A 21125-nucleotide genomic window follows, 5' to 3' on the forward strand; every position below is an offset into this window, starting at 1 on the left:
CAGATATTTATGTTAAACGGTGGGCGCGGGTCGGGTAAGCATTCTTTTGGCGATAACGACTAAGCGCGGAAGCTTATTCGCCAATGTCAGCAGGCGTTGTGGACTCCAGACGGGGTTTGGAACGCCCAGATAACGGCCCAAATAGCCTGCCAAATTAGTGGGGGCCAGCCGCCAAAAAGCAGAATCACGGCGCAGCATCTGCCGACAGAGCACGGGCAAGCCTTGCATCTTTTCGTTGGGCAAATGCCAGATCGTGAGCTGCACATCGGAGCGTCGCACGTTGGTATTGCGGTACGACGTCCAGATCCGGCGGATGAAAGGGCTCGTGTCGGTCCAGGGCCGCGGCAGGCGGTTGCACACGAAGCTGGTCAGGTATTCGTCGCCGTCGAAGAGGGTACGCCCACTGCTAAAGCGCGGCGGGCCAGCGGGATATTCAACGAGTACTTGGTCCTGAATAGCCCGTAGCTGCTCCACTACTTCGCCCAAACGGGCCCGGCTCCCCCCGATGATCTCGCCCCCAAAATGCAGAGGCGCTTCCACAGGATAGTTGGGATCAAGTTCGCGATACAGGTTTCCCATATCGCGGCGACTGAGGCCGTGAATCTTGGTGTCCGGGGTCGACTCCGGTTCGGCGTCGAGTAGGAGCAAGGCGTCGCTTTGCACCAGACTGATCAGCTTCGGATCGGGCCGCGTCCATACGCAGTCCGAATCGAGCAGCAGGCTGTGGTCGGCCGCCGTAGGCTTCGCCAGTTCCTGTAGCACGTCCAACTTGTAGAAGGCATTGCGAAACTCCTTGGAAAAGCGCTGCGGCGGGCAGAAAGTCTGAAAACTCAACTGCCTGATTTCCACTCCGATACTCGACAGAAATTCGCGGTGGTCTACGCCGTCCCAAGTGGCGGGGGCAGCGTCGTTGGTATAAAGCAAGTGCCGGGCATCCGGATTGCAGCGCACCGAAGTAGAAAAGAATACAACGGTGCACTGCCAATAAACCCGGCGCCGCTTGTCGGCGCTTACATCGCGTAGTTGGGGGTAAAACGACGCTGGCTCGTGAGCTTCGTCAACGCAAAGGCTGGTTACGATGTCCATCAAAAGACCAGTATGAATGAGCAGATGGCGTGGTAGGGAGAGCGGCCGAAAAGCTTACGCGTAGTAAGCCGACTGCTTTTTGTAGCGGTATTCGTAAGTGGCTGAGTAGTTCACGCCATTGAGCAGCACATACACCGGCGTGTCGCCGTGGTACTGACGCATCTCGTTGATGGTGCCCAGCATCTCGCGGTTTGTGTAGGCATGACGCACCACAAAAACCGTTACGCCAACGTGCTGCCGAATCACGGTGTATTCCGAAACCAAGCCAATGGGCGGCGTGTCGATGATGACATAATCATACTCTTCGCTCAGGCCCGTGATCATTTGCCCAAAGCGCGGGTCTTCCAGCAATTCAAGCGCATTGTAAGGAATCGGCCCCGACGTGATGACCGTCAGATTAGGGAACTCCGTCTTCTGCATCGCCTCGGCCAAGGTGCACTCGCCGCTCAGGTACGTCGAAAGGCCCGCGTTGTCGGGATTGAAGCCAAAATACCCAGCCAGCGTTGGCTTGCGCATATCCGTTTCAATCAGCACTGTGCGCCGGCCCGACATAGCTAGTTCGGCAGCTAAGTTGGTGCAGCAGAAGGTTTTACCTTCGCCCGATACGGATGACGTAAAGCCGATGATCCGAGAGCTGGGGCCGGTGGCTACGTATTGCAGGTTGACGCGCACCGTCCGGAATGATTCGGTAACGGCCGATTTCGGCAGGTCGCGACGGACGATGTGTACCGGCTTGGGCGCGGCCGCAATAATGCCCAGAAAGGGCGCGTTGGTCGCATTGCGAATTTCGTCGGCGCTTTGCACCGTTTGCTTCGTCCGCTCGCGGAGTACCACAAAACCAGCTGGCAGAATCAGGCCAGCCAACAGGGCAATCAGGTAAATCTGGTTTTTGTTGGGGCTATCCGGCACGGAGCTCATGATTTGAGCGCGGTCTACTATCTTCTTGTCACTCACGTTGGTAGCGAGCAACATCGAAGCCTCCGATTGCTTCTGCATCAGGAAGGTGTAGTTGCGATCGTTGATGCCCGATATATTGCGCAGACGCGCCATCTGCCGCTCGTTTTCCGGCATACGGTTGATGTTGCCCTGCACCGTAGCGATGCGGCGGGTCAGGTCGTCGAGCGAGGCGTCTGTCGAGCGAATCTGCCCAGCAATGCTGCGCAGAATAGCTTGGCGGCGGCTCTGGATTTTGCCTTCCAGCACCTGCACCACGGGGTTATCCGAATTGGCATTGACTGAGTAGCCTGCGCGCTGGTTGATCAGCGTAGAGAGTTCAGTGAGCTGACTATTAAGCACTTGGTTGTCGATGCTGGCGCTGGCCCACGAGCCGCCGGTCCCATCAGGGTCGGAGCGGAGCGCGTCGAGTACCTGGGCATACGAACGGCGCGTAACGATCAGTTGAGCGCGCTGCGATTCCAGATCGCTTAGCTTCTGAATGCCTGAGTTCGACTGGGTGCCTTCGTCCACAATGCCGTTGTGGGCCCGAAACGAAGCCAACGCTTCCTCGGAGCGACGCAGTGAGTCGCCAACGTGTGCAATCTGGCTGTTGATGAACTCCAACGTTTTGCGGCCGTCGCGGTTTTTCTCGATCAAGTCGTTCTTAATGTACGTCTCCATCAAGGTGTTCAGAAACTGCAGCTCCCGGCTGGCTACGCTGCCTTTGGTATACAAGTCAAGGACGCGTGAGTAGCGCTCCCGGGGCTTTACCGTGATTTTCGACTGATACTCAGCCGCTAAGTTTTTGAGGCTGTTGATCGTAAAGAAGTACTGGTTGCCGCTTGTGATCGTGTTCGTGATGGTGCTGGGCAATACGCCAGGAGCCGGATTGACGGTGAAGGACAGGTTGGGCAGCACCACCGATTCGCCCGGCTTTACTTCTTTGTCAAACTCAAATTCGGGCAGCAGGTTCACGGTTTTGCCTGTGGGCACTTCAATGACGCTGGCGTTCTCGCCCTTGCCATGCACGTGGTAGGAGCCGTTGGGAAGCTGCTCGACAAAAAATTGCACCCCGCTTACTTGGGGATGCAGCGTGTCGACGCGTACGCGATAAGCTGCATCTTCGTACTGCTCACGGATTTGCAAATTGCCAAGCTTATTGAGCCAGGAGTTCGGAATCAGATAATACGATACCGAAAAATCGAGCTTGCGCAGGCTTTGCTCCATGATGGAGGTGGAAGTCAGCAGGCCGATCTCGTCTTCTACCTTGGTTTCCTTGCCTTGGCCATCCATCGTGAGCAGCTCCTGGGTGCCCCGCGAACCCGGTGTAGCCCGGTCGGCGAGCAGAATAGTCGAGTGGAAGCTATAAGTAGGCTGGGTAGTCTGGATTTTGAAGTAGGCAAAAGCCAGCGCCAAGCCCACAGCCCCCACAAACAAATACCAATATCTCTGGAACTTAAAGAGCAACGTATTGACGTTCAGCTCATCAGCTCTATCATGCGTCTTCATATGCGTAGCTGAGTAGTAATTGCAATGTGATGTTTATTTGACCCCGAAGTAGTTCAGGAGCAATACGATGGTGGTGATACCCGAAAAGACAATCCCCAAGTTAGTCAAATTGCCGCGTTGGGTCACTGCTTTGCTTGGCTCCACGTAGAGTACATCGTTGGGTAGAAGATAGTAATAATTAGATGTTAAGAGGTCGGCGCGGGTCAGGTCGATGAGCGTTACTTCGGAGCCGGTAGGCGTCTGGCGGATCAGCTTTACGTTGCGGCGGTTGCCTAACGTGGTAAGGTCGCCGGCCAGGCCTAAGCCCTGGAGCAAGTTGGTGGAGGGGTTCTGGATGTAGTAAGCGCCCGGATTACGTACTTCACCCAAAACAGTTATCTTAAAGTTTACCAGCTTCACGATGACGGTGGTGCCGCGCATGTAATTGTTAACCGCTTTCTGCACCACATCCTGCGCCTGCAACAAGGTGAGGCCCTGTACCGGAAGCTTGCCTGCCGTAGGAAGTGTGATGTTGCCATTGTTGTCAATTACATAACCGTTGAGGTACGTAGCCCCCGGATCGCTGGTGCCAAAAGGGCTCGTCGATTCGGTGAGGCTAAACACGCGGGACAATTCGGGTTGGGCGCTTTGTACCGCAATATTCAGGATGTCATTGGCCTGCAAGTGGTACTCAGGCCGCTGGTTGCTCACCTCCGAAGCCTTGTTGAGCGAGTATTTCTGGCCTTGCAGGTAGCTGATGTCTTTGCTGGGAATGCAGGAAGTAAAGGATGCGAGCAATAGGAAAATCAGTAGTCGGTAGTGAGACATGCTTGACGAAATTAACGGTGGAGTAGGGGGCGTGACAGATCAGGAAGGGTGTGAAAAAAGGCAACTATCGAAAAGTTTGAAAGCAAAAGATGCGAGCGGATTTGAGCTAGTACTTTTCCATAAAAGTATTGGATGATTTTCGCAATGACAAGAAATAATTAAAATATTTTGCCATAAACTTGCACTTAATAACAAAATTATGCCAAACCGCATTTGCATTGTCCTCTAACTCACGGGGTTTCAGAAGCCGTCAAATGGGGCCTCACAGCCGTTTTCGCACGGCTTACTGTGGGGCTTCGTATACTTGAGCATGAAAATTTTATTGGTAGAAGACGAACCCAAGGTGGCAGCCTTTCTCCAGAAAGGACTAACGGAACAAACGTACAATGTCGACATAGCTTCGGACGGATTGCTCGGCTTACGGTTGGGGCTGGTAAATGGATACGATCTTATTATCCTCGACCAATTGCTGCCCGGCATGAGCGGCCTGGAAGTCTGCCGCCGCATCCGGGCGCAGAACAGCAGCGTACCCATTCTAATGCTCACGGCGCTCGGCGAAACCGACGATAAAATTCGGGGGCTCGATGCCGGCGCCGACGATTACCTGGTCAAGCCGTTTGCGTTTCAGGAGTTATTGGCCCGCATCCGGGCGCTGGCCCGGCGGCGGCAGGAGGCGCCGGCCACCGAAGCTTCCATGCGGCTGGCCGACCTCGTGCTGGACCCGGCCCGCAAGTCGGTGCAGCGGGCCGGGCAAACCATTCAGCTGACGGCCCGCGAATTTGCCCTGCTCGAATATTTGCTGCGCAACCAAGGCCGGGTGGTCTCGCGCGTGGACATCTTGGAACACGTCTGGGAAACCTCGTTTGACACGGGTTCAAACGTTATCGACGTGTACATCAACTTCCTCCGCAAAAAGGTGGACAAAGACTTCTCGCCCAAACTTATCCACACGCTCGTGGGCATGGGCTACGTTATGAAAGAAGATTGAGTGCAAAAGCCTTATTTCATAATTAATTGATATATAACGAGTTATGAAAGTGCATTTCTTTAGGCCGCATTGGCCACTAGCCGCAGTTCCGCTTTTATGACCATTCGCACCCGTTTAGCACTGCAGTTTGCCGCGATTCTGGCGTTCACGCTGATGCTATTCTCGTTGGTGATTTACTTCGTCACGGCGCACTCGCGGCGCGAGTCGTTCACCGACAATCTGTTTGCGCGTGCGCGCATCGTGGCGCACGTCTACCTCGACGGCACCAACCGCGACGAGGCCAGCCGGGCTTCGTATCGGCGCTACCTGGCGCAGTTTTACCGCACCTTGCCCGAAGAAGAAGCCCGCGTATACGACGCGCACAACAAGCTGGTGTTCTGGGAAGGGCAGAAGAGTCAGCAGCCAGTTCCTTCCTTATTATTACGCCAAGTAAGGGCCAGCGGCCGCGAAGTGCAGTTGTCCGACGACTTCCGCCAATCGGTGGGGCTGCTGTACCGCGATGCCCGGCGCGGCGACTTCGTGGTAGTAGCGTCGTCGGTCGACATCGACAGCCGCGAAAAGCTGCGCAACCTGCGCGTCATTTTGCTCAGCGGCCTGCTCATCTCCTTTATTATAGTAGGCATCGGGGGCTGGTTCTTCGCTGGGTTAGCCCTGCGGCCTATGCAACGTGTTGTGCGTGAAGTAGATAGTATTACCGCTTCCGATTTGCACCGGCGTCTTTCGCAGGCCGATGGGCAAGACGAAGTATCGTTGCTGGCCCAACGCTTCAACAGCCTTCTCAACCGCCTCGAAACGGCCTTTGCCGGCCAGCGCACTTTCGTGCGCGATGCTTCGCATGAGTTGCGAACTCCGCTCACGGCCCTGATGGGCGAACTGGAAGTCGCGCTGCTGCAAGAGCGGAGCCCGGCCGAATACCGCAGGGTGCTGCAAAGTACCCTCGACGCGGCCCGGATGCTCACGGCCCTCACCAACGGGCTGCTGCAAATCGCGCGGGCCTCCGACGACCCGTCGCAGGTGCCCCTTAAGCCCGTCCGCTTCGACGAGCTGTTGTTGCAGGCGCACGAGGAAGTGCAGCGCCGCCACCCCACCTGCCGCATCGACCTGGAGTTTGGCGATCCGGCCCCGGGTCGGGAAAGCGCTCCTTATACAGTGCTGGGCAACGAGGCGCTCCTGCTGTCGGCGGTGCTCAATGTGATGGAAAATGCCTGCAAGTTTTCCAAAGACAGCCAGCAGCCCGTAACGGCCGTGCTCACCAGCCTGCGCGACTACGTGCGCCTCGAAGTTAGCGACCACGGCATGGGCATGAGCGAAGACGACCGCCAACAGGTCTTTGTGCCATTCTTCCGGGCCGAAACCGTGCGCGACGTGCCCGGCCACGGCATCGGCCTGCCCCTGACGGCCAAAATTATGTCGCTGCACAGCGGTGCAATTCAGGTAGAAAGCCAGTTGGGAGCGGGCACAAAAGTGAGCCTCCGAATGCCCGCCCTGCGCGTATAAGGGCACCTTTTATGGTTTTAATACTCTTTTAATTCTCTTTTAACGCGGTCTTAACCGGGCGCTCCTACACTTGTAGCACAATACTGGTAAACTCTATTCCTGTCGGAATGGCAAATCCTTGTTGCTATCTGCAAGACCATGATCCAAACCGCTCCCGCCAAAAATGTTAAGCAGTCTTCCGCGGTCGATTCGGCTCCGACTGCTAATTATCTAAAAACAATTTCGAAAGACGCGCCCGCGGGGCTCGTCGTGTTTTTGGTAGCGCTTCCGTTGTGTCTGGGTATTTCGCTCGCATCGGGTGCACCGCTGCTGTCCGGGGTGATTACGGGCATAGTAGGCGGCGTGCTGGTGTCGTGGCTTAGCGGATCGCAGCTGAGCGTGAGCGGGCCGGCGGCCGGCCTCACCGTCATTGTACTGACCGCTATCAATACCTTAGGCTCTTTCCAGGCGTTGCTCGCCGCTACCGTCATCGCCGGCCTGATTCAGCTGGCGCTTGGGTTTCTGCGGGCCGGCATCATCGGGATGTATTTTCCTTCTTCGGTAATTAAAGGCATGTTGGCCGCCATCGGTCTGATCCTGATTCTCAAGCAAATACCACATTTCCTCGGGGCCGATACCGACTACTTCGAGGACATGGATTTCTTTCAGTTTAATGGGCAGAACACGTTCTCGGCCATCGGTACGGCTTTCAAAGCCATTAGCCTAGGCTCAACCCTGATTGGCTTGGTGTCGATAGGCATCCTGCTGGCGTGGGAGAGCAAGCCCATGCAACGCCTGACCGCCATCCGGAAGGTGCCCGCAGCCTTGCTGGTGGTGTTGATTTCCATCGGGATGAACGTGGCCCTCAGCTCGGCTTCGCCCGCTCTGCGCATCAACCCCGATCACTTGGTAAAACTGCCCGTGGTATCGTCGCTGATGGGCCTGATCGGGGAGCTGACTTTTCCCGATTGGAGCGCCCTGACCAAACCTATTACGTATGGCGTCGCGTTCACCATTGCCATTGTGGCTTCCTTGGAAAGCCTGCTGAGCGTGGAAGCCGTGGATAAGCTGGACCCGCACAAGCGTCACACGGCCCCCAACCGCGAGCTGAAGGCGCAAGGCGTCGGCAACATCGTGGCGGCCCTGGTTGGTGGCTTGCCCATGACGGCCGTGATCGTGCGCAGCTCGGCCAACATCAACGCCGGTGCCCAAACCAAGATGTCGGCCTTTATCCACGGGCTGCTGCTGTTGATGAGCATCTTGTTTCTGGCGCCGTTCCTCAACCTCATTCCGCTTTCGGCGCTGGCGGCTGTGCTGCTAATGGTGGGCTTCAAACTGACTAAACCCGCGCTGTACCGCACCCAATGGAAACTGGGCTGGGAGCAATTTATGCCTTTCATCGTGACGGTAGTCGCCATTCTGTTCACCGACTTACTCAAGGGCGTGTGCGTTGGTTTGGTCGTGGGCGTTTTCTTTATCCTGAAAGCCAACCTCGAATCGGCCTTTTTCTTCCACCGCGAGCCAGTGCGTGAGCATAATACCATTCACCTAAAGCTCAGCGAACACGTATCTTTCCTTAACAAAGCCAGTATTATTACTACCCTGGATCGTTTCAAGGCCGGTACCCACGTCATCCTCGATGGTTCCGATTCGGTTTCCATCGACTACGATGTGCTGGAGGCTATTGAAAACTTCCGCCAAACGGCAGACGAGCGCGGCATCAACCTGGAGCTGCGCGCGATTCCGCAGGTAGCCGTACTGGGGCATTAATTTGGGCCTCATTATAAGTATCTTACAATGAGGTATTTATAGAAAGGCAATCTTCTCAAAAAAACACCGCTTACCGATAACTGAACATGGAAGAAATTCTGGCTAATAACCGCAAATGGGTTGAAGAAAAAATGGCCCAAGATCCGGAATATTTCAACCGCTTGGCCACCGGTCAGAAGCCGCGCTACCTCTTCATCGGGTGCTCCGACTCGCGGGTGCCGGCCAGCGCCATCACGGGCACCGGCCCTGGCGAAATGTTTGTGCACCGCAACATCGCCAACCTTGTCGTCAACTCCGACATGAACCTGCTTTCGGTGCTGCAATACGCCGTGGAAGTGCTTGGCGTACAAGATATTATGATCGTCGGCCACTACGGTTGCGGCGGCGTAGCAGCTGCGGCTTCCAACAAACAGTATGGCTTGATTGATAACTGGCTGACCAACATTCGGGATGTAATTCGTCTGCACGAAACCGAGTTGCTGCGCATCAGCGATGAGAAAAATCGTCTGCGCCGCCTCGTCGATCTCAACGTGATCGAGCAGGTGCGCAACCTGGCCAAAACCAACATCATCCAGAACGCCATGCGCAGCGAAAACCCGCCGCGTCTGCACGGCCTCGTTTATGACATCCACGACGGCGTGCTGCACAACCTGGAAGTGAAAACCGACATGCTCGAAGAGTTTGTTCACATCTACGGCACTGAAGCCTCGGCTCAGTCGGAAGCGGCGGCTCAGCCGGAACCCGCTACCCAGCCGGAGGAAGCACCGGAAGTAACGGCCGAAAAGAAAAAGGCAAAAGCTATTAAGTCTGCCGAGGAGCAAGATCAGCTCATGCGCAAGGTCGGCTAAAGATCCCTCTTGGTTTTGGTGAGAGTAAAACCTCCGCAGCCCTTGGTTACGGAGGTTTTTTGTTTGTAAATCGTTGATAATCAATTAATTATATGTTGGATTAAATGCTTGCGTATTAGATCGAAACGGGACCAGGCGATCCGCGTATCTACTATCTGTCGCCGTATGGTTAAGAAAGCCGGCGCTAACATCTTGTTGCCATGAAAGCGATTTACTATACCGAGTACGGCCCGGCCGAAGTGCTGCAATTTGGCGAGCAGCCCACTCCCAAAATCAAGAGCGATCAGGTATTGGTGCGCGTGCGAGCGAGCAGCGTCAATCCCGTTGATTGGAAAGTGCGCGACGGCTCGGCCAAGATGATGACGGACCGCATCTTTCCGAAGATTCCGGGCCGCGACATTGCCGGCGAAGTAGCCGCCCTTGGCGACGAGGTTACGCGCTTTCGAATCGGGGATCGCGTGTTCGGCATGCCCATCGGCATCGGTGGAGCCAATGCCGAGTATGCCGCCGTGGACGCAACCGTGCTGGCGTTTATTCCTGATAATCTGTCGTTTGAGCAGGCGGCGGCTGTGCCCTTGGCAGCCCTCACGGCCTTGCAAGCGTTGCACAACCACGCCAAGCTGCTCTCCGGCGATCGGGTGCTGATCAATGGGGCCTCGGGTGGCGTGGGCTCGATGGGCGTGCAGCTGGCACGAGCGCTGGGCGCGGGCGAAATCACGGGCGTGTGCGGCCCCGACAACGTGGAGCTGGTGCGCAGTCTCGGTGCCGACCGCGTCATCAACCACAAAGAGCACGACTTTACGAAGGACATCAGCCGCTACGACATCATTTTTGATGCCGTGGGCAAAACCAATTTTATCGACAGCAAAGCCAGCCTGCGCAACGGCGGCCGCTACGTCACGACGGCCCCTAACCCCAAAGATGTGGCGCTCGGGATGCTGGCCGCTTCGCTCTCTAACAAGAAGATGCTGGCGTTCATGGCCAAAAACCGGGGTGCTGATATGTCGCTCATTGCCAATTGGTTGCGAACAGACATCCTCAAGCCCGTCATCGACAAAACCTTCCCGCTGGCCGAAACGGCCGAGGCGCACCGCTACAGCGAAAAGGGCGGGGCGGCCGGCAAGATCGTGCTGACCGTGGAATGATTGGGTAGGGCCACGCGCAGGCCGTATAACCAGCAGATAAGCGGGCGTATAAATCGACTTTTTCTCGCCGTATCTTTGTTGTTTAGTCGCTGAAGCCTTGGCCTCGGCGAAATCAACAAATTCAGCGAGAACCAGCGATTTGAAAGTCTGCATTGCCGAAAAGCCTAGCGTAGCCCGCGAAATTGCCAACGTGCTCGGTGCCAACCGCCGCATGGATGGCTATTACGAAGGCAACGGCTACCAAGTCACCTGGACCTTTGGGCATTTCTGCCAGCTCAAAGAGCCCGAAGACTACCGTGCCGAGTGGAAGCGCTGGAGCATCCACGACTTGCCCATGATGCCCGACAACTTCGGCATCAAGCTCATGCGCCGCGACGACGGCGTGGTGCGGCAGTTCAACGTGATCAAAAATCTGCTGGCCAACGCCGAAGAAGTCATCAACTGCGGCGACGCCGGGCAGGAAGGCGAAGTGATCCAGCGCTGGGTGCTGACGGAAGCCAAATACCGCAAACCTTTCAAGCGCCTCTGGATTTCGTCGCTCACGGAAGAGGCTATCCGTCAGGGGTTTGCAAATCTGCGCGACGGGGCGGAGTTTGATCGGCTGTACCAAGCCGGCAAGAGCCGCGCCGTGGGCGACTGGCTCTTGGGGCTGAACGCGACGCGTTTGTTTACCTTAAAATACGCCGCCGGGCAGCGCCAAGTGCTGAGCCTCGGCCGGGTGCAGACGCCCACGCTGGCGCTGCTGGTCGATCGCTACCACGAGATTCAGAACTTCAAGCCGGAGCCGTATTGGGTGTTGCGCACTGAGTACCGTGGCACGCTGTTCAGCCACGTGGCGCCGCCCAAAAAAGGCAAAGCCGAGGACGACGAGCCCGACGAAAAAGCCCGCCTGAAAGCCCGCGGTTACTTCGTGAGCCAAGAGGAAGCCGACGCCGCCATGCTGGCCGTGAAGGACGTGCCGCTTACCGTAACAGGCGTCGAAATCAAGAAAGCTTATGAGTCGCCGCCGTCGCTGTTTGACCTGACTTCGTTGCAGGTGCAGTGCAACAACCAGCTGGGGCTGTCGGCCGAAGATACGCTCAAGACGGTACAGAGCCTGTACGAGAAAAAGGTGGTCAGTTATCCGCGTGTCGATACCACGTTTCTGCCCGACGACCAGTACGCCAAGATTCCGGGGATTTTGCGCGGACTAGCTGGCTATCAGGGTCTTACGCAGCCGCTGTTGGCCGATAAGATTCGTAAATCGACCAAGGTTTTCAACAACAACAAGGTTACCGATCACCACGCCATCATCCCGACGGGCGCGAGCGCGGGTGGCTTGGGCGGCAACGAGTCGAGCGTGTACGACATTATCGTGCGGCGCTTTCTGGCGGCGTTTTATCCCGATTGCGAAGTCAGCAACACGACCGTGACGGCAGAAGCAGGTGGGTATCCGTTCCGGGTGCGCGGCCGGCAAATTCTGAATCCGGGCTGGCGCGTGGTGTACGGCGATCCGGAAAAGCAGCAGGCGCCATCTACGCCCAAAGCGGCTACCGAAGGCGACGATGACGTGGTGAATACCGTGTTGCCCAACTTCGTGAAAGACGAAAGCGGCCCGCACAAGCCGCGCCTCGACCAGAAAGTAACTCAGCCGCCGCGCGAATACACCGAGGCGATGTTGCTGCGCGGCATGGAAACGGCCGGTCGCAACATCGACGACGACGAGCTGCGCCAAGCCATGAAAGAAAATGGCATTGGGCGGCCCAGCACGCGCGCGGCCATCATCGAAACGCTGTTTAAGCGCGGCTATATTCGACGCGACAAAAAGCGCATCGTGCCCACGCCCACGGGCGTCGAGCTGATTGGCCTGATCCGTAACCCCACGCTGAAATCGGCAGAGCTGACCGGGCAGTGGGAGCGGAAGCTGCGCCAGATTGAGGGCGGCAGCTTAGCCCCCGATCAGTTTCTGAGCGAGCTGAAAGGACTGGTGCGCGAAATGGTGCTGGAGGTAAAGCAAGACGGGTCTGGCCGGGGCATTACGGTGGCCAACGCGGCCGACGCCACGAGCGCCGCCGGCGCGAAAGGCGCGGCGGTATTAGCAAAAGCACCTGCCAAAGCTGCGACTGCGCCGGCCGTGCCGGGTAGCTTGGGCACTTGCCCGGCGTGTGGCGAAGGCCATGTACTCAAGGGCAAATCGGCGTTTGGCTGCTCGCGGTGGCGCGAAGGCTGCCAGTTGCGCCTGCCCACGCAATTTGAGGGTAAAAATCTGACGGACAAGCAGATACACGCCCTGCTTGCAAAAGGCCGCACACCCGTCATCAAAGGGTTTATCGACGACTTGGGCCAGAAGTTCGACGCGGCAGTTCGCCTGACGCCCCAGCACACGCTGGAACTGGTGCGCGCCGCCGAAAGCAAACCCGCCACGGCCGAAGCACCCCAGCAAATTCCGTGTCCGGTGTGCCGCCTAGGCACCATGCTCAAAGGCAAAACGGCGTACGGCTGCTCGCGTTTCCGCGAAGATTGCCAGTTTCGGGTGCCGCTGGAGCTGTGCGGGCGTATGCTCACGGATGCGCAAATCGTGCAGCTGCTGCGCCGTGGCAAAACCGGCACCATTCGGGGCTTTGTTTCACAGCGCACGGGGCAGAAGTTCGAAGCGGCCCTGACGGTATCGCCGGAAGGCCGCGTGGAATTCGTGTTCGACCAGAAATAAGGAGTTGCGCGAGCCGTATATTGGGGAGGGGGGAGCCAGCCATCGGCTCCGCTTTTTCGCTTTCCTGAGCTGATTGCTATGCGTATTGCCGGGCCGTTTTGGGTCGTTACTCTTGCCGTATTGTGTAGTTGCGCTCCCAGCAAGCTAGTGCTTTCCGATCGCCCTGCGGACAGCGCTCGCGAGCACTTCCCCAATCAGATTGACGCTCTGAATTCGGCGGCCGACATCACGCGTTTCGTGCAGCAGATAGGCGGCCGCGACTACCACACCTACACCGTCAGCGATACGTTGAGGTTTAAGGATAAACGCTGCGAAACTCAGCTAGCGAAAGCCGGCGCAAAAGCTTGGCAAAAAGCTGATTTCGACGGCAATGGCTATTCCGATCTGCTGCTGATCGGCCGGGACGCCGACGCGAAAAGCAACGTGGTATGTGTGCTCGATTCGGGCAATAACCGGTTTTATATCGAGCCGTTTGAGCGCCAGTTTTTTCGCACTTGCGCCGTGCCGCAAGTCGTATACGATGGGGTGCTGCCGCTGATCCGGTACGTTGACTACGCCAACTCATTTTACAACACAGATTCGTTGAGTGATCGGCAGGAGTTCCTGTTGACGCATCGGTTCGGTGGCTTTGTTGAATATACGCGCAAGGAATACCAGTACCAGATTGAGAAAATCGAATTCACATCTTCGTTTGCGTATCACACCTCGTCGCAATCGGAGCTGACGATTGGCGCCGACGGCAAAGCCACATACAGCTTCACGGAAGCGCCTATTCTAGCGCCCGCCAACATCACTGCCGAGCACCTGACAGCTACCATCAGTCCGCGTGCTTACGACGAAATCGCGTCGTTGCTGATCTACCTCAACTTTCCACGTTTGCGCAACGAATACCGCCTGACCCTCAATCACATACCGCGCAGCACGCTCACTGTTACCTACAATCGCGGGCGGAAAAAAGTCATCTACGACGTGGGCGAAGCCGGTACGTTTGGCTTGCGCCAAGTATATGCGCTGCTGCACCAGCTCCGTCGCACACAAGTCTGGCAGCCCGTCCAATAAATGTTGTTCTGGCAGAAAATTATGTAAATCTTATCTTCGCAAATAATTGATTGTCAGTTATTTGTGTTTTGATCCCTATTCCTGGTTAAGCTATCGGCCGGATAGTATGTTACTTCGCGATTTGCACCGCTGTTGTCTCAGCAACGCCCTGATTTTTGCCCCTGCGCCATGCCTTCCAATCTGTTCACCGCCCGCTTGATGGGGTATCTCGTCGGTTTGCTGCCGCTGGTGGCGTTGCTGCTGTTGTTTCGGCAGGCGATTCCGCAAACGCCAGGCTTAATCTTGGCGGCCGGCGGCACATTTGCCTCTATTTGGGTGCAGCAACAGGCCCGTAACAAGTATCCCTACGACTTCAAGCAGCGAGCCGAATGGCTAGCTTTGCTCGTATACGCCCTAGTCGTGATCGGAATAGTGCTTGTGTTTACGCAGCTCTGGAACTAGCACAATTAGCTGGTTCGCAACTGTTTACTGTTATGACGCCTCAGATCGGAAAGCTGATACTCATTGCTGGTTTCGTTCTCGTCGTGCTGGGCGCAATTGTGTGGCTGGGCGGCGGCAACTGGTTCAGCTGGTTTGGCCGCCTGCCCGGCGATATCCGCGTGGAGCGGCCCGGCTTCCGCTTCTACGCGCCCTGGGTGTCGATGCTGCTGCTAAGCGTATTGTTGAGCCTCGTTTTGTGGCTTGTGCGGCGGCTTGGGGGTTGATTGTAACTAATTGATCATCAAATATATACTATTCAGGTACCGACAGCACAGGGTGATGCGTGGGCGCCACCGGATAGTAGACGATGTTTTCAATCATGCCCTTGAAGATGACAAAGTGGAACGGTACCAGCGAGTACCAATATAGGCGACCGGCCAGGCCCTGCGGCCGGAAAGCAGCCAACTGTTCCAGCGTGTGCGTGCCATCGGGGTTAGGGATGATGCGAAATTGCAGCCATGCCTCACCGGGCAATTTCATTTCGGCATAGAGGAGCAGCCGACGGTTTTTGCGGTCGGCGACGAGTACGCGCCAAAAGTCCAGGGGGTCGCCGGCACGCAGGTCGGTAGGGGAGCGGCGCCTGCGCCGCAGGCCTACGCCGCCCACGGCCTTGTCCATCAGCCCGCGCAGGCGCCAAAGCCAATCGACTTTGTACCAGCCCCTGTCGCCGCCAATGCTCCAGATGTTGCGCAGCACTTCGTCGGGGTCGCGGGTGAAGCGCAACGTCTGCCGATCGGTGAGCATGCCATTCTGCGGAATTTGCACGAAGTCCATGTAGTTCTTCTCGATCACGCCGCTGCTGAGCGCGTCGCTCCAACTGCTCACCACTTCGTTTTGCTCGATGCGCGAAAAGGCTAGCTTCAACGCCTCGCTGTAGCTCATGCACGCGTGCGGCACCACGGCCTCAATGCTGCGTTTGCGGGCCACAATGGTATCGTTGCGCAGGCTTTCTACCAAGCTCTGAGCTAGTGAAAACGTGGTGCTGGTAACCAGATACAGCCACCACGACGACAGCCGCGGCGTGAGCACGGGCACCGTGATAATGTAGCGCCGATAGCCGCGTACGGCCGCCAAACCTTGCAGCATCTGCTTGTAGGTCAGCACGTCCGGTCCGCCGACGTCGAAGGAAGTAGCATAGCAAGCTGGATTGGCAAGCACCGCCGTGAGGTAGAACATGATGTCGCGCACGCCGATGGGCTGGCAGCGCGAGTTGAGCCACCGCGGCGTCACCATTACGGGGAGCTTTTCGACCAAATCCCGAATAATTTCAAAAGATGCTGATCCTGAGCCGATTATGATACTGGCTCGCAGCACGGTGAGGGCTGCTCGTTCGGCCTTTTTGAGCACTTTCTCCACGGCCCTACGCGAGCGCAGATGCGCGCTCAGGGCGCGGTCGTTGGCAATGCCACTGAGGTAGATGACCTGCTGCGCCGTCGTGCGGTTGAGGTACTGCGTGAAATTATACGCCGACTGTTGCTCCAGCCGCACGAAGTTTTTGGTGTGCCCACTCATCGAGTGCACGAGGTAATACGCGGCATCCAAGTCCAGGGGCAGATCTTGGAGCGAGTCGGGCTGTAGCAAATCACCTTGGGCCACTGTCACGCGCGAGCGCAAGCTCTCGGGTAGCTCAAAGCGCCGCTCGTCGCGCACCAAGCATACCACATCGTGGCCGGCTTCTACGAGCAGCGGCAATAGGCGTTGGCCAATGTAGCCCGTAGCGCCAGTAAGCAGAATTTTCATGGCCCATGGAAATGGTGGTACCACTAGAACCGCCTCACTGCGCAGTAGTTAAGGCGTCAACGATAATTGATTGCGGTAAGCGGCTGAACTCTAGGCTTTTCCTCATAAGCCTCCCGGACTTAACGGAAGAGCACACCTAGATTTAAAAGAGCTTAATGAGTATAATTCAATTTTGCGATTAGGAAATTATTATTTTGGTATTGTTTATGCGAGGCTTTTGTAAGAAGGATAAAGACAATTTTTCGTCTGTATTAGGCGCGAAGTTCATATTTTTGTCCTGTTGAGGCGAGAGTCGGTTATGTTGGTAAATGGAGTGGCATAAAGACGTTGTTATGATAAGAAAATTACAATTTATCCTATTATTCTTCTTGTTTCCGCTGGCAGTGTGGGCCCAACAGGCTGACACACTTACGGAGATGCCCATGCGCCACATCGACGTGGATAATGTGGACATTCTGCCCGAAGCGGTGGATATCAGTGGTTGGCTGCTGATGGATAAAGACATCCAGTTGGAGTTGGAGGGAGCCGTGCAGAACCTCTACAACTTCAAGTACGACAAGGCCGAAAAGCAGTTCCGCTCGCTGCGCCGCCGCTACCCCCAGCACCCGATGCCCTACTTCCTGCTGGGCCTGAGCACCTGGTGGAAGATCCAACCGACGAATCTGCAAACGAAGCAGTACGACAAGATCTTTTTCGCCTACATGGACACGGCCATCACCAAAGGCGAGCAGCTCTACAAGCGCGACAACAAAAACTACGAAGCCTGCTTCTTTCTGGCCGCAGCCTACGGTTTCAATGCGCGCCTGAGCTCGGAGCGGGGCAACTGGACCGAGGCCACTTTTCGGGCCAAGCACGCCCTGACGTATTTGAATAAGTGTCAGGAAGCCAACGGATTAAGTCCAGAATTTATGTTCGGGCAAGCGCTTATTAACTATTATGCCGTCTGGATTTCGGAAACGTATCCGTTGCTGAAACCCGTACTGCTGTTTTTCCCCAAGGGCAACCGGCAACTAGGCTTGGTGCAGCTCAAGAACGTGGCCGACAACGGCTTCTATACCGGCAACGAGGCGAAGTTTTTTCTGATGCGCATTTTTCTCAACGAAGAAAATAAGCCGGAAAACGCCCTGCCGATCGCCAAAAAGCTGGTCGATATGTACCCCGACAACGGCTACTTCCAGCGGTTGTATGCGTTGCTCTGCTTCCGCGAAGGTCGCGACCGGGAATGCGAGCGGGTAAGCAAAGAAATCCTAGACAAGCTGAATCAGGGAATGCCTGGTTATGAGGGTAATAGCGGCCGTTATGCCACGTATTTCCTCGGCTCGTTTATGCAGAAATACTACAAGGACGACGCCAAAGCCAAGGACTATTTCCAGCGCTGCATCGTGTTTGCCGAAACCACCGGCGAGCTGAAAGGAGCGTTCTATGTGTATTCCAATCTGAATTTGGCGCGTCTTGCCGCCCGCGAGCGGGATATGCGTACGGCCAGCCGCTATTACCAAGTGGTGCGCGAAAAAGCCGATCCGAAGTCGGATGTTTTGCAGGAAGCCAAGGACTTTCTAAAGAAGAACAAGCGGAGTCTGGCGCAGTTGTAAGGACGGCTTGCCGCGGGTTTTTGGCTAACATTGCAACCGCTTTTGCGTTGGCCATCTAAGATTCCCGTTGTTATGCCTGCTCCCCTCACGTCCCGTACTTGGCTTTGGTTGTTTGTACTGGTGTTGGGCGTCGCCTTTCTGGTGGGCATCGGGAGCTGGGGGCCGTTGGAAAGCAGCGAGGCCCGCTACGCCGAAATTGGGCGAGAAATGCTGGTCGGCCAGGATTGGCTGCACCCGCGCTTGCTGGGCATCCAGCATTTTCACAAGCCCCCGCTAACGTATTGGCTCACCGCTGCGGGGCTGGCTTTATTTGGTCCGAATGCGGCGGGTGTACGCATTCTGCCTGTATTAGCTGTGCTGCTGCAAGTGCTGCTGGTGTATGGCTTGGGCCAACTGCTGTTTCAGGGCGACCGCGCACGGGCCTTGGCCGCAGCAATCATCTACGGTACACTGCCCGTGGTGCTCATCTCGGCACTAAATGTTACAACTGACGCTTACCTGGCCACGCTGGAACTGGCTGCTACCTACGGCATCCTGCGCTATTACCACGACGGTCGTCGCTGGGGGCTATACCTATTTTGGGTGGGGCTGGCCCTGGCGTTCCTGACCAAAGGCCCGGTGGGTTTTGTGTTGCCGCTGATGGCCGTTATTGGCTTTTATTTCCGGCAGAAGCAAACGCGCCGACCGTTTACGATCCATCACGCCGTGGGCATTGTGTTGTTTGTGCTGCTGGGTTTGAGCTGGTATTTGTATCTGATCATCGAGAATCCGGCATTTCTGCGCTATTTCCTGTTTGAGCATACCGTAGAGCGTTTTGCCAATGCGGCGACTTTCAACCGTGCCAAACCGTGGTGGTTTTATGTAGTGCTGGCGCCGGCCACGAGCTTGCCGTGGGCCGCTGCGCTTTTGGTCTATGCCATCCGGACGCGTTGGGCTTCGGTGCCGCAGCAGTGGCGCAATGTGCTCATCTTCTGGGTGTTGCTGCCACTGGTGTTCTTTTCGATCTCAAAATCCAAGCTGCTGCTGTACGTGCTGCCAATCTTTCCGGGCGTGGCGTTGCTTACCGTCTACTACCTGGGGCGCCTCACCGACGGCGTACTGTATCGGTGGTATGTGGGGTTCGTGGCGTTTTACGGCGCGGTGCTGGCAGCCTTGTGCATGCTGCCAGTGGTGGTAACCGTCACGGACGTACCGTTGCAGGCCAGTCCGTTTTCTGCTATCTGGCCGGCAGCTGGCATTCTGGTTATGATTCTTACGCTCACGCTCTGGAGCCAGATTCGAATTGCACCCAGGATATTGGTAGCGAGCGTGTTATTTACCGTTTCGCTATTGATTTCTGTTAAGCCGCTGATGCAACAGAATGAGCTGGATTTCAACGGTGCCCGGCCGCTTGCTCATTTCATAAAACAGCGGCATCTGGAAAACAGAAAAGTGTTAGTATACAATGAGTTGCTACCGGCGTTGGCCTTTGAAACGGGCCGAATCCCGGTATCGCTCAACGATGGCAACCACAACCTCGATCGCGAAACCCAGTTCGAGCCCTCTGCTGCTTGGCGCAACACACTGATTTATCTCAACGATGCCAAACAGCAAGATGCTGTTAATCAATTGTTTGCGCAGCATCCTGTGCTGCTGGTGAAAGGTGCCCTAAAGCCTGAGCGCCAATGGATGCTGCGTTCCTTTACTCAGCATCAGCACTTGGGAAAGTGGACGGTGTATTACTGATGCCTTACGCTTCCTCGTTTCTTCTATGGTAAGCACAAGGTGCTCATTTTGAGATGAATAGCCGTTTTGTTGGTCGCAGGTGCCTAACCGACGTACACGGCCGGCGCCTTCTCGCGCAGGTTGTAGTTAGAAGCCATCACCTCCCCGTAAGCGCCGGCTGAGCGGAGCGCTACTACGTCGCCGCGGTTAGTTTCGGGTAGAGCTACTTCGCGGCCAAAGGTGTCCGACGACTCGCAGATGGGTCCTACCACGTCGTATATCTGCTTGGAACCCTGGCTGGTGAGGTTTTGAATCAGGTGGTAGCTGCCGTAGAGCGCAGGACGGATCAGCTCCGTCATGCCGGCATCCAGAATCGCAAAATTGGTTTGCTGGCTGCGTTTTACGTACAAAACGCGGCTGATCAAGGTGCCACATTGAGCTACCACGGCCCGCCCCAGCTCTACATGCACTTGCTGGCCCGGCCGCCGCACGAGGTTTTCCTCAAACATCTGGAAATACGCCTCAAAATCCGGAATTGGGTTTTCCTCCGGTCGCTGGTAGTCGATGCCAAGGCCACCGCCCACGTTGAGGTGAGGCAGCGTGATGCCCCGATCGGCCAGCCAATCCTGAATCTCATTGAGCTTCTGGCTCAGATCCGCAAACACGGTCAGGTTCGTGATCTGCGAGCCAATGTGCGCGTGCAAGCCCACCAGCTCTAGGTTATGCAAGGTGCTGAGCAGCTCAATCACGGCGGCTAACTCCGATACGCTGATGCCGAACTTGTTGGCTTCCAGGCCGGTAGTGATGTAGTGGTGCGTGTGCGCGTCCACGTTGGGGTTGAGGCGCAGGGCCACTCGTGCCCGCCGGTTCTGCGCGCCGGCTAGCTCATTCAGGACCACCAATTCTTCCACCGATTCGGCGTTGAAGCACCAGATATCGGCGGCCAGTGCCCGGTTTATTTCCGCATCCGACTTGCCCACGCCGGCAAACACAATGTTCTGCGGGGCAAACCCAGTGTCCAGCGCCCGTTGCACTTCGCCGCCACTTACGCAGTCGGCGCCGAGGCCGTGCTCCCGGATCAGGTTCAGGATTTCGGCGTTGGCGTTGGCTTTCAGGGCGTAATGCACATGAAAATCACGCGGGCGGGCAGCAGCTTGCAGAGCCGTGAGCGTTTGCCGGAGCAAAGTCAGGTCATAGAGGTAAAAAGGAGTGGAGCGGGAGGCAATATCCGCCGGCAGTTGAAGAGGCACAGGGCAAGGATCCGTTAAAATAAATTATTACATAACTGATTTATAA

Annotated in this window: 16 protein-coding genes; 11 read left to right on the forward strand and 5 right to left on the reverse strand. The window is 56.4% G+C overall.

The window, feature by feature from the left end:
- Positions 1-12: 12 nt before the first annotated feature.
- Genes H9I52_RS03900 through H9I52_RS03910 form a run of 3 tightly spaced genes read right to left on the reverse strand, consistent with a single transcriptional unit; the run spans position 13 to position 4338 of the window.
- On the reverse strand, positions 13-1086 hold the full coding sequence (locus H9I52_RS03900; protein ID WP_187452737.1) for a hypothetical protein: 1074 nt from the start codon (positions 1084-1086) through the stop codon (positions 13-15).
- Between the two features lie 54 nt (positions 1087-1140).
- Positions 1141-3531, reverse strand: a complete 2391-nt coding sequence (locus H9I52_RS03905) for an exopolysaccharide transport family protein (RefSeq protein WP_187452738.1) — start codon at positions 3529-3531, stop codon at positions 1141-1143.
- Positions 3532-3564: 33 nt separating this feature from the next.
- Positions 3565-4338: a polysaccharide biosynthesis/export family protein gene (locus H9I52_RS03910; RefSeq protein WP_139513934.1), complete on the reverse strand. Its 774-nt coding sequence runs from the start codon at positions 4336-4338 to the stop codon at positions 3565-3567.
- 310 nt (positions 4339-4648) lie between these two features.
- Between H9I52_RS03910 and H9I52_RS03915 the strand changes: the two genes are divergently transcribed.
- The 9 genes from H9I52_RS03915 (at position 4649) to H9I52_RS03955 (ending at position 15017) form a co-directional block, all read left to right on the forward strand.
- The gene (locus tag H9I52_RS03915; protein ID WP_139513932.1) at positions 4649-5326 is read left to right on the forward strand and encodes a response regulator transcription factor; all 678 of its coding nucleotides are present in this window, start codon (positions 4649-4651) and stop codon (positions 5324-5326) included.
- Between the two features lie 96 nt (positions 5327-5422).
- On the forward strand, positions 5423-6823 hold the full coding sequence (locus H9I52_RS03920) for a sensor histidine kinase (RefSeq protein WP_187452739.1): 1401 nt from the start codon (positions 5423-5425) through the stop codon (positions 6821-6823).
- A 138-nt stretch (positions 6824-6961) separates the two neighbouring features.
- The gene (locus H9I52_RS03925) at positions 6962-8572 is read left to right on the forward strand and encodes a SulP family inorganic anion transporter (RefSeq protein WP_187452740.1); all 1611 of its coding nucleotides are present in this window, start codon (positions 6962-6964) and stop codon (positions 8570-8572) included.
- 86 nt (positions 8573-8658) lie between these two features.
- Positions 8659-9420, forward strand: a complete 762-nt coding sequence (locus H9I52_RS03930; RefSeq protein WP_187452741.1) for a carbonic anhydrase — start codon at positions 8659-8661, stop codon at positions 9418-9420.
- Between the two features lie 200 nt (positions 9421-9620).
- Positions 9621-10565, forward strand: coding sequence for an NAD(P)-dependent alcohol dehydrogenase (locus tag H9I52_RS03935; protein ID WP_187452742.1), 945 nt, complete (start codon positions 9621-9623; stop codon positions 10563-10565).
- Positions 10566-10704: 139 nt separating this feature from the next.
- Complete coding sequence (locus H9I52_RS03940) at positions 10705-13254, forward strand: type IA DNA topoisomerase (protein ID WP_187452743.1); 2550 nt, start codon at positions 10705-10707, stop codon at positions 13252-13254.
- Positions 13255-13401: 147 nt separating this feature from the next.
- The gene (locus H9I52_RS03945; protein ID WP_187452744.1) at positions 13402-14313 is read left to right on the forward strand and encodes a hypothetical protein; all 912 of its coding nucleotides are present in this window, start codon (positions 13402-13404) and stop codon (positions 14311-14313) included.
- A gap of 168 nt (positions 14314-14481) precedes the next feature.
- A complete protein-coding gene (locus H9I52_RS03950) occupies positions 14482-14754 on the forward strand; it encodes a hypothetical protein (protein WP_139513918.1) in 273 nt (90 codons plus the stop codon).
- Positions 14755-14786: 32 nt separating this feature from the next.
- Positions 14787-15017: a DUF2905 domain-containing protein gene (locus H9I52_RS03955; protein WP_139513916.1), complete on the forward strand. Its 231-nt coding sequence runs from the start codon at positions 14787-14789 to the stop codon at positions 15015-15017.
- A gap of 28 nt (positions 15018-15045) precedes the next feature.
- Here the strand turns inward: H9I52_RS03955 and H9I52_RS03960 are convergent, their stop codons facing one another.
- A complete protein-coding gene (locus H9I52_RS03960; protein WP_187452745.1) occupies positions 15046-16533 on the reverse strand; it encodes an SDR family oxidoreductase in 1488 nt (495 codons plus the stop codon).
- A gap of 368 nt (positions 16534-16901) precedes the next feature.
- Here H9I52_RS03960 and H9I52_RS03965 point away from each other — a divergent pair, with 368 nt between their 5' ends.
- Together H9I52_RS03965 and H9I52_RS03970 are read left to right on the forward strand one after the other, a co-directional pair.
- The gene (locus H9I52_RS03965) at positions 16902-18125 is read left to right on the forward strand and encodes a tol-pal system protein YbgF (protein ID WP_174805784.1); all 1224 of its coding nucleotides are present in this window, start codon (positions 16902-16904) and stop codon (positions 18123-18125) included.
- Positions 18126-18197: 72 nt separating this feature from the next.
- Positions 18198-19850: an ArnT family glycosyltransferase gene (locus H9I52_RS03970; protein WP_187452747.1), complete on the forward strand. Its 1653-nt coding sequence runs from the start codon at positions 18198-18200 to the stop codon at positions 19848-19850.
- 83 nt (positions 19851-19933) lie between these two features.
- Here the strand turns inward: H9I52_RS03970 and lysA are convergent, their stop codons facing one another.
- A complete protein-coding gene (gene lysA, locus H9I52_RS03975) occupies positions 19934-21079 on the reverse strand; it encodes a diaminopimelate decarboxylase (protein ID WP_187452748.1) in 1146 nt (381 codons plus the stop codon).
- Positions 21080-21125 lie beyond the last annotated feature (46 nt).

This window comes from Hymenobacter sp. BT491 (assembly GCF_014349165.1).
Taxonomy (GTDB): domain Bacteria; phylum Bacteroidota; class Bacteroidia; order Cytophagales; family Hymenobacteraceae; genus Hymenobacter; species Hymenobacter jejuensis.